Source organism: Mycobacterium sp., assembly GCF_050701675.1.
Lineage (GTDB): Bacteria > Actinomycetota > Actinomycetes > Mycobacteriales > Mycobacteriaceae > Mycobacterium.
Window position 1 is genome coordinate 1 of sequence record NZ_JBOGDD010001121.1, and the last position, 5812, is coordinate 5812.

Genomic DNA, 5812 nt, shown 5'->3' on the forward strand with positions numbered 1-5812 from the left:
CCTTGACCTTTGGCGACAGCGTTCCCGACTTCCACGGCACGCTCGAGAAGGCCGTGTACGTCTCGAACAGGTCGGGGTCGAGTTCGAGCATCTCGTCCCAGAAGGAGTGCCAGTAGCCGCGGTTCTCGGTGAACTCGGCCTTGATGCGCTCCTGGTTGGCGTCGAGCGGTGCGGGGCCGCTGCGCAGGCCCTTCTCGACGAGCACCTGCACCAGGATCGGCACCCCGATGTTCATCGCGTGAATGCCGAGCGTCGAGGTCAATTCGATGACCTCCATGATCTCGCTCGGAGTCGCGCCGGCGGCGAAGGCCGACTTGATGTGCTGGCGCACTCCTGGGGCGTACATGTGCGTCGCGGCGGCGTCGACCGCGATGAACATCAGCTCCTTGGTCTTGTCGTCGAGGTGGTTGTGGCCGTCACGCCACGGCACGGACGAAAAGCCCGTGTAGGTCTCGAGAAAGTCGGGATCGAGCAGCAGGATGCTCTCCCACAGATCGCTCCACGTGCCGCGGATGCGGACGAAGTCGTCCTTGACCTGCTGCTGACGCGTCGTCAATGACATGCCGTTCTCCTCACATCTAGGGAAGGGGTTCAGTGGCTGTGTGCAGTTGAAGCCGAAGCGATCCACCGAGCGACCTCGGTGTGGTCGGCGGCCGGCTCGAGATCGTCGGCCGCGCGGCTCCAGAGCTCGACGGCGTCGTCACCGAGGGCGGGTTCGACGCCGACCGCGCGGGCCAGTGCGGTCGCAATCTTCATGTCCTTGAGCATGAGTCGCAGCCCGAAGCCGGAGTCGTAGCCACCCGGCAGGATGAAGTTGGGCCACTTGTTCTCGGTCGAACCGCTGCGCCCGCTCGACCCGTTGAACACCGAAAGCATGACCTCGGGGTCGAGACCGAACTTCTGCCCGGCGATCATCGCCTCGCTCGTCACCCAGAGGTGAGTCGCCGACATCAGATTGTTGAGTGCCTTGACGGCGTGGCCTGCGCCGACGTCACCGGCCCGGACCGGCCGACCGAGCAGGGAGAGCACGGGCTCGACGCGGTCGACGATCCCGACCTCGCCGCCGACCATGATCGTCAACTTGCCGGTCTCTGCGCCGCGGACACCGCCCGAGACGGGCGCGTCGACGAGGTGGACACCGCGTTGCGCCAGTTCGGCGGCGAGCTCGCGCGTGCGCATCGGCTCCGACGAGCTCATGTCGATCACGACGCTGTCGGATGCGAGTGCGGCCGCCACGTCGTCGCCGCGCAGAACTGCAGTGACCACGTTCGAGTCGGGCAGCATCAGCACCACGAGATCGGCAACCGCGGCTTCACCGGCGGAGTGCACCGGTGTGCCGCCCGCCTCGGCGAGGTGGGCGAGTGCCTCGGGGGCGACGTCGAAGCCGAGCACCCGGTGGCCGCCCTCGACGAGCCGACGCGCCATGGGGCTGCCCATCTTGCCGAGGCCGATGAAGCCGATCGTCAGCCGCTGCGTGGCGGATTCAGACATCGACGCCCATCTCCTTCAACACCCGCTCCGCGACGCGGAACGACTCGAGCGCGGCGGGCGCACCGACGTAGACGGCGGCCTGGATGAGCACCTCCTGGATCTGGGCGGGCGTGACGCCGTTGTTGATCGCTCCGCGCACGTGCACCCCGAGCTCGTGCGAACGGTTCAGCGCCGTCAGCATCGCGAGGTTGAGCATCGAGCGGGTCTGCCGGTCGATGCCGTCACGCGACCAGACCTCGCCCCAGCAGTACTCGGTGACGAGTTCCTGGATGGGCCGGGAGAATTCACTCACCGCGTCGAGCGACTTCTGCACGTGCGCCTCGCCGAGCACCTCCTTGCGGATCGCCAGTCCGCGTTCGTAGCTCTCGTCGTGCGTTCCGTCGCTCGTCATGGTTCGTTCTCCTCGGTCGTGGGTTCTGCGTATTCCTCGTCGGTGACCGGGATCTCCCAGGCGGTGACGCCGAGTGAGATCGCGGTGTGCACCATGAAGCTGTCGGGTGCGGCACCGTGCCAGTGCCGCTCGCCGGGAGGCGCCCAGACGGTGTCGCCTGCGCGCAGCACGTGTACCGGCCCACCCTCTGACTGGATGAGGCCGCGGCCCGCGAGCACCTGGATGATCTGGCCGTTCTCGTGCGAGTGCCAGTGGGTTCGAGCTCCCGGCGTGAAGTCGACGGTGTTGATGGTGACGCCGTCGGTCGCGGGCATCGTCAGGTACGGATATGCCGCACCGGTGAATTGCGAGCCCGGCTTGCCGGCAGTCCCGGCCTGTGCTCGAGCTGAGGTGATGATCACGCAGCGTCTCCCTTCGGGTCGTGTAGGCGGATTCCGCCCGACACGTCGCCGATCGCATCGACGACGGTGTTGCTGATCTCGTCGGCGTAGCCGAGCTGGCGGGCGAGACCGAAGGCGGCCACCGGCCCTGGCGCGTTGAGGCTGGCGACGCCGAGCTGGGCGACGAGATCGAGGTAGAGCGTGACGTCCTTGAGCATCAGGGTGTTGGTCAGTCCGCCCTTGAGGTAGTCGCCCTCGATGATCTTCGGGAAGCGGTTGGTGCTGGCGAAGCTGACCCCTGAACTCGCGTTGATCACGTCGAGCACGGTCTTCAAGTCGAGGTCGGCCTTCTTCGCCGCCACCATGACTTCGGCTGTCGCCGAAAGGGTTACGGCGTTGAGGAAGTTGTTGAGGAGTTTCACCGTGTGGCCAGCGCCGCTTTCGCCACAGAGGAAGATCTTCTCGGCGAAGTGCTCGAGCACGGGCCTGGCGATCTCACTGGCAGCGGCATCACCGCCGACCATCAGGGTCAGCGTGCCCTTCTCGGCGGCCGCTGCGCCGCCGGAGATGCCCGCGTCGAGGTAGCTCGCTCCGCGCGAGGCGACGTCCGCCGCGATGCGACGGGTCGACGCGGGTGCCGAGGTCGACAGGTCGACGATCACCTGCCCGGGCCGCACCGCCTCGAGGAAGGCGGGATCGGAGTACACGACGGCCTCGACGACCTTGCTGTCGGGCAGGGAGAGCAGCACGACGTCACTTCCCGCGACGACCGCGGCGGCGGAGGCTGCGGCGGTGGCGCCGAGCTCCTCGGCAGCACCTTCGCGGGTGTCGAAGCCGAGCACCTCGACCCCGGCGCGGACGATGCACGCCGTCATGCGACCGCCCATGTTGCCGAGACCGATGAACCCGATCCTCTGTGTCTGAGCCGTCATCGGCCCCACTCCTTCGAATAGAGGGCGTCATCGACGGCGCCCGCATCCCACGCTCCGGCGCCGCCGGATGGCCGCACCGTGTTCACGATCGAGGCTCCGCCGTCGACCGCGATGATCTCTCCCGTCATATAGGCCGCGTCCTCGCTGAGCACGAACGCGACGGCTCCGGCAATCTCGGCGGCCTTGCCAGCGCGACGCAACGGCGTCGTCGATGCGCGCTGCACCATGTCGTTCTTTCCGCCCGAGGTCGAGGCGGCCGCGGCGAACAGTTCGGTCGGCACGATGCCGGGAGCGACACCGTTGACGCGGATGCCGAGCGGTCCGCCGTAGACGGCCGCCGCGTGGACGAGCCCTACGACCGCGTGCTTCGAGGTCTGGTATGGCAGCAGGTCGGCCGAACCGGTATGTCCCGCAATGGATGCCGTGACCGCGATCGCTCCGCGGGTGCCCTGCTCGCGGTAGAGGCGGAACGCGGCCCGCAGCCCTAGGAACTGACCGCGCACGTTGACCGCCATCACCCGCTCGAAGTCGTCGACGGTCAGGTCGGGCAGCTCAGCGAAGCTGCCGAAGATGCCGGCGTTGAGGTGGTGGAGGTCGATCCGGCCGAACTTCTCGAGGCCCGCGGCCACGTAGGCGTCGACGTCCTTCTCCTGGGCGATATCCGCGCGTACGCCAATGGATTCGGTTGGTAGCGAGGCGGCGAGTGCTTCGACGGCTTCACCGTTGACGTCGACCGCGATGACGTGCGCACCGTCGTCGGCCAGGCGTTCCGCCGAGGCTCGACCGAGGCCGGATGCTGCCCCCGTGACGACGGCGACGCGTCCGGCGAATCGGCCTGGCGCCGTCACGAGAGTGATCCGATCGTTGCGGCGATCCCCGCGAGCTCGCCATCCGTGACGGGCGTGAAGCGAGACAGGGTGTCTGGGTCATGGCCCGACACGAGGTGGGTGACCCGACCGGACGAGACCAACTCGGCGATCTTGTCGAAGCCCGAATACATCGCGGGAAGGTCGGCGACGAACGCGAAGGGCATGTCGGCCTCGAGCTCTTCGTAATAATGCATCGAGTCCGAGGCCAGCAGCACCGTCCCCTCGTTCGTTGCCGCGAGTACGACGCTGAGTCCCGGTGTGTGGCCGCCGAGTTCGAGCAGGGTGACGCCAGGGGCGAGCTCGAGTGAACCCTCGTAGGTGCGCACGCGGCCCTCCTCGCCCGCCGCGACGAGGGCGGCGATCTCTTCGTCTTCGACCGAGTAGTGGAACTGCTTTCGCGTGCCGAGCGGGCCGGTCCAGAAGTCGAACTCGCGTTGCGCGATGACGATCGTCGACTTGGGGAAGATGCCGAGATTGCCGATGTGGTCGTAATGCGCATGTGTCACAACGACATCCGGTGAGGTATTCGGATCCACCCCGAGCGCCGCATAGGCGCGAGCGGGGTCGATGCCGAAGGTACGGTTGCGCACCTCACCGCCACGTTTGGAGAAACCGGTGTCGACGATGATCGTGCGATCGGCGTTCTGGAGCACCCAGAAGAAGTAGTCCATGCCGATCGGGTCGTCGTCCTGGCCGTAGATGTGGTGGTTGAGGTACACGTCCGACTTGTGGGTCGAACGCTCGCCGTACTTGACGATCGTGACCCGGTAGGTGTCGGAGTTCATCGGCCGGTTCCCTTCAGTCCGGGCGCGCCCGCGGCGAATTCCGCGGTGCCGCCATCACCAGCTTCGTCCTCGACGGAGATGTCGCGCCCCGCCGTCTCGGGAAGCCACTTGAGGATCACGGCGAGTGCGATCACCGCGACGACCACCAAGTAGCCCGCTGGGGCAACCGCGCTGCCCGTGGTCCCGGCGAGCCAAGCACCGATGAACGGGCCGGGGCCCGCGATGAAGGCGAGGGCGAAGTTGAAGCCCAACGCGCTACTCGAGGCACGCGTCGAGGCGGGGAACAACTCGACGAGCATGACGACCGTCGTGACGCTGACGAGACACTGGGCGAGGCTGAGCAGAATGATCCCGGCGACGATGGCGACGCTCTGGCCGCCCGACATCATCAGGAAAACGGGAAAGGGCAGCACGACGTACCCGATCGTGCCGATGACGTTGAGTCTGCGGCGGCCGAAGCGGTCGGAGAGCGCACCCGCAACCGGGCACAGGATCATGTAGACGGTGAGGCCGATCCCGGCGAGGCCGAGCGCGGTGCCGCGATCGAGTTTCACGGTCGAGATGAGGTAGTTCACGACGTATGTCGCGAGGTAGTAGAAACCGAGGCCTTGAACCGCGGCGATCGCGAGCGTCAGGAAGATGGGCTTGACGTTGCGGCGGAATCCGCGGAAGACGGCGAGCCGATCGGGCGGCTGCGCAGACTGCTGCGCCTTGACCTTCTCGAACACCGGGGTCTCGGACAGACGCGACCGGATGTAGAGGCCGATCAGTGCGAGCGGTGCCGCCATGAGGAAGGGCACGCGCCATCCCCAGCTGAGAATCTGGCTCTCGGTGAGCATCGAGTTGAGGAACAGGGCGAAGAGACTGCCGACGATCGTCGCAAGCGCCGCGGTGCCCGACACGACGCTCGCGAAGATGCCGCGACGGTTGGTCGGGGTCGACTCGACGAGGAACGCGGCGGAAC

Annotated in this window: 8 protein-coding genes; all 8 read right to left on the reverse strand. The window is 67.0% G+C overall.

Annotated elements, in window-relative coordinates; translation table 11 throughout:
- The coding region (locus tag ACRDUX_RS34725) for a carboxymuconolactone decarboxylase family protein (RefSeq protein WP_526421038.1) at positions 1 to 562 on the reverse strand (562 nt) is incomplete at its 3' end.
- A 29-nt stretch (positions 563 to 591) separates the two neighbouring features.
- Complete coding sequence (locus ACRDUX_RS34730; RefSeq protein WP_526421040.1) at positions 592 to 1491, reverse strand: NAD(P)-dependent oxidoreductase; 900 nt, start codon at positions 1489 to 1491, stop codon at positions 592 to 594.
- Positions 1484 to 1882 carry a carboxymuconolactone decarboxylase family protein gene (locus ACRDUX_RS34735; RefSeq protein WP_526421042.1) on the reverse strand — a complete coding sequence of 133 codons (399 nt, stop codon included), beginning with the start codon at positions 1880 to 1882 and terminating at the stop codon, positions 1484 to 1486. The genes ACRDUX_RS34730 and ACRDUX_RS34735 overlap by 8 nt, the downstream gene beginning before the upstream one ends.
- Positions 1879 to 2283: a cupin domain-containing protein gene (locus ACRDUX_RS34740; protein WP_526421044.1), complete on the reverse strand. Its 405-nt coding sequence runs from the start codon at positions 2281 to 2283 to the stop codon at positions 1879 to 1881. Before ACRDUX_RS34740 ends, ACRDUX_RS34735 begins: the two co-directional genes overlap by 4 nt.
- Positions 2280 to 3194 (reverse strand): NAD(P)-dependent oxidoreductase, encoded by a 915-nt coding sequence (locus tag ACRDUX_RS34745; protein WP_526421045.1) that lies wholly within the window; start codon positions 3192 to 3194, stop codon positions 2280 to 2282. The genes ACRDUX_RS34740 and ACRDUX_RS34745 overlap by 4 nt, the downstream gene beginning before the upstream one ends.
- Positions 3191 to 4042 (reverse strand): SDR family NAD(P)-dependent oxidoreductase, encoded by an 852-nt coding sequence (locus ACRDUX_RS34750; protein ID WP_526421047.1) that lies wholly within the window; start codon positions 4040 to 4042, stop codon positions 3191 to 3193. The genes ACRDUX_RS34745 and ACRDUX_RS34750 overlap by 4 nt, the downstream gene beginning before the upstream one ends.
- A complete protein-coding gene (locus ACRDUX_RS34755; RefSeq protein WP_526421049.1) occupies positions 4039 to 4848 on the reverse strand; it encodes an N-acyl homoserine lactonase family protein in 810 nt (269 codons plus the stop codon). Before ACRDUX_RS34755 ends, ACRDUX_RS34750 begins: the two co-directional genes overlap by 4 nt.
- On the reverse strand, positions 4845 to 5812 hold a 968-nt coding region (locus ACRDUX_RS34760), incomplete at its 5' end, for an MFS transporter (protein WP_526421051.1). The genes ACRDUX_RS34760 and ACRDUX_RS34755, both read right to left, overlap by 4 nt.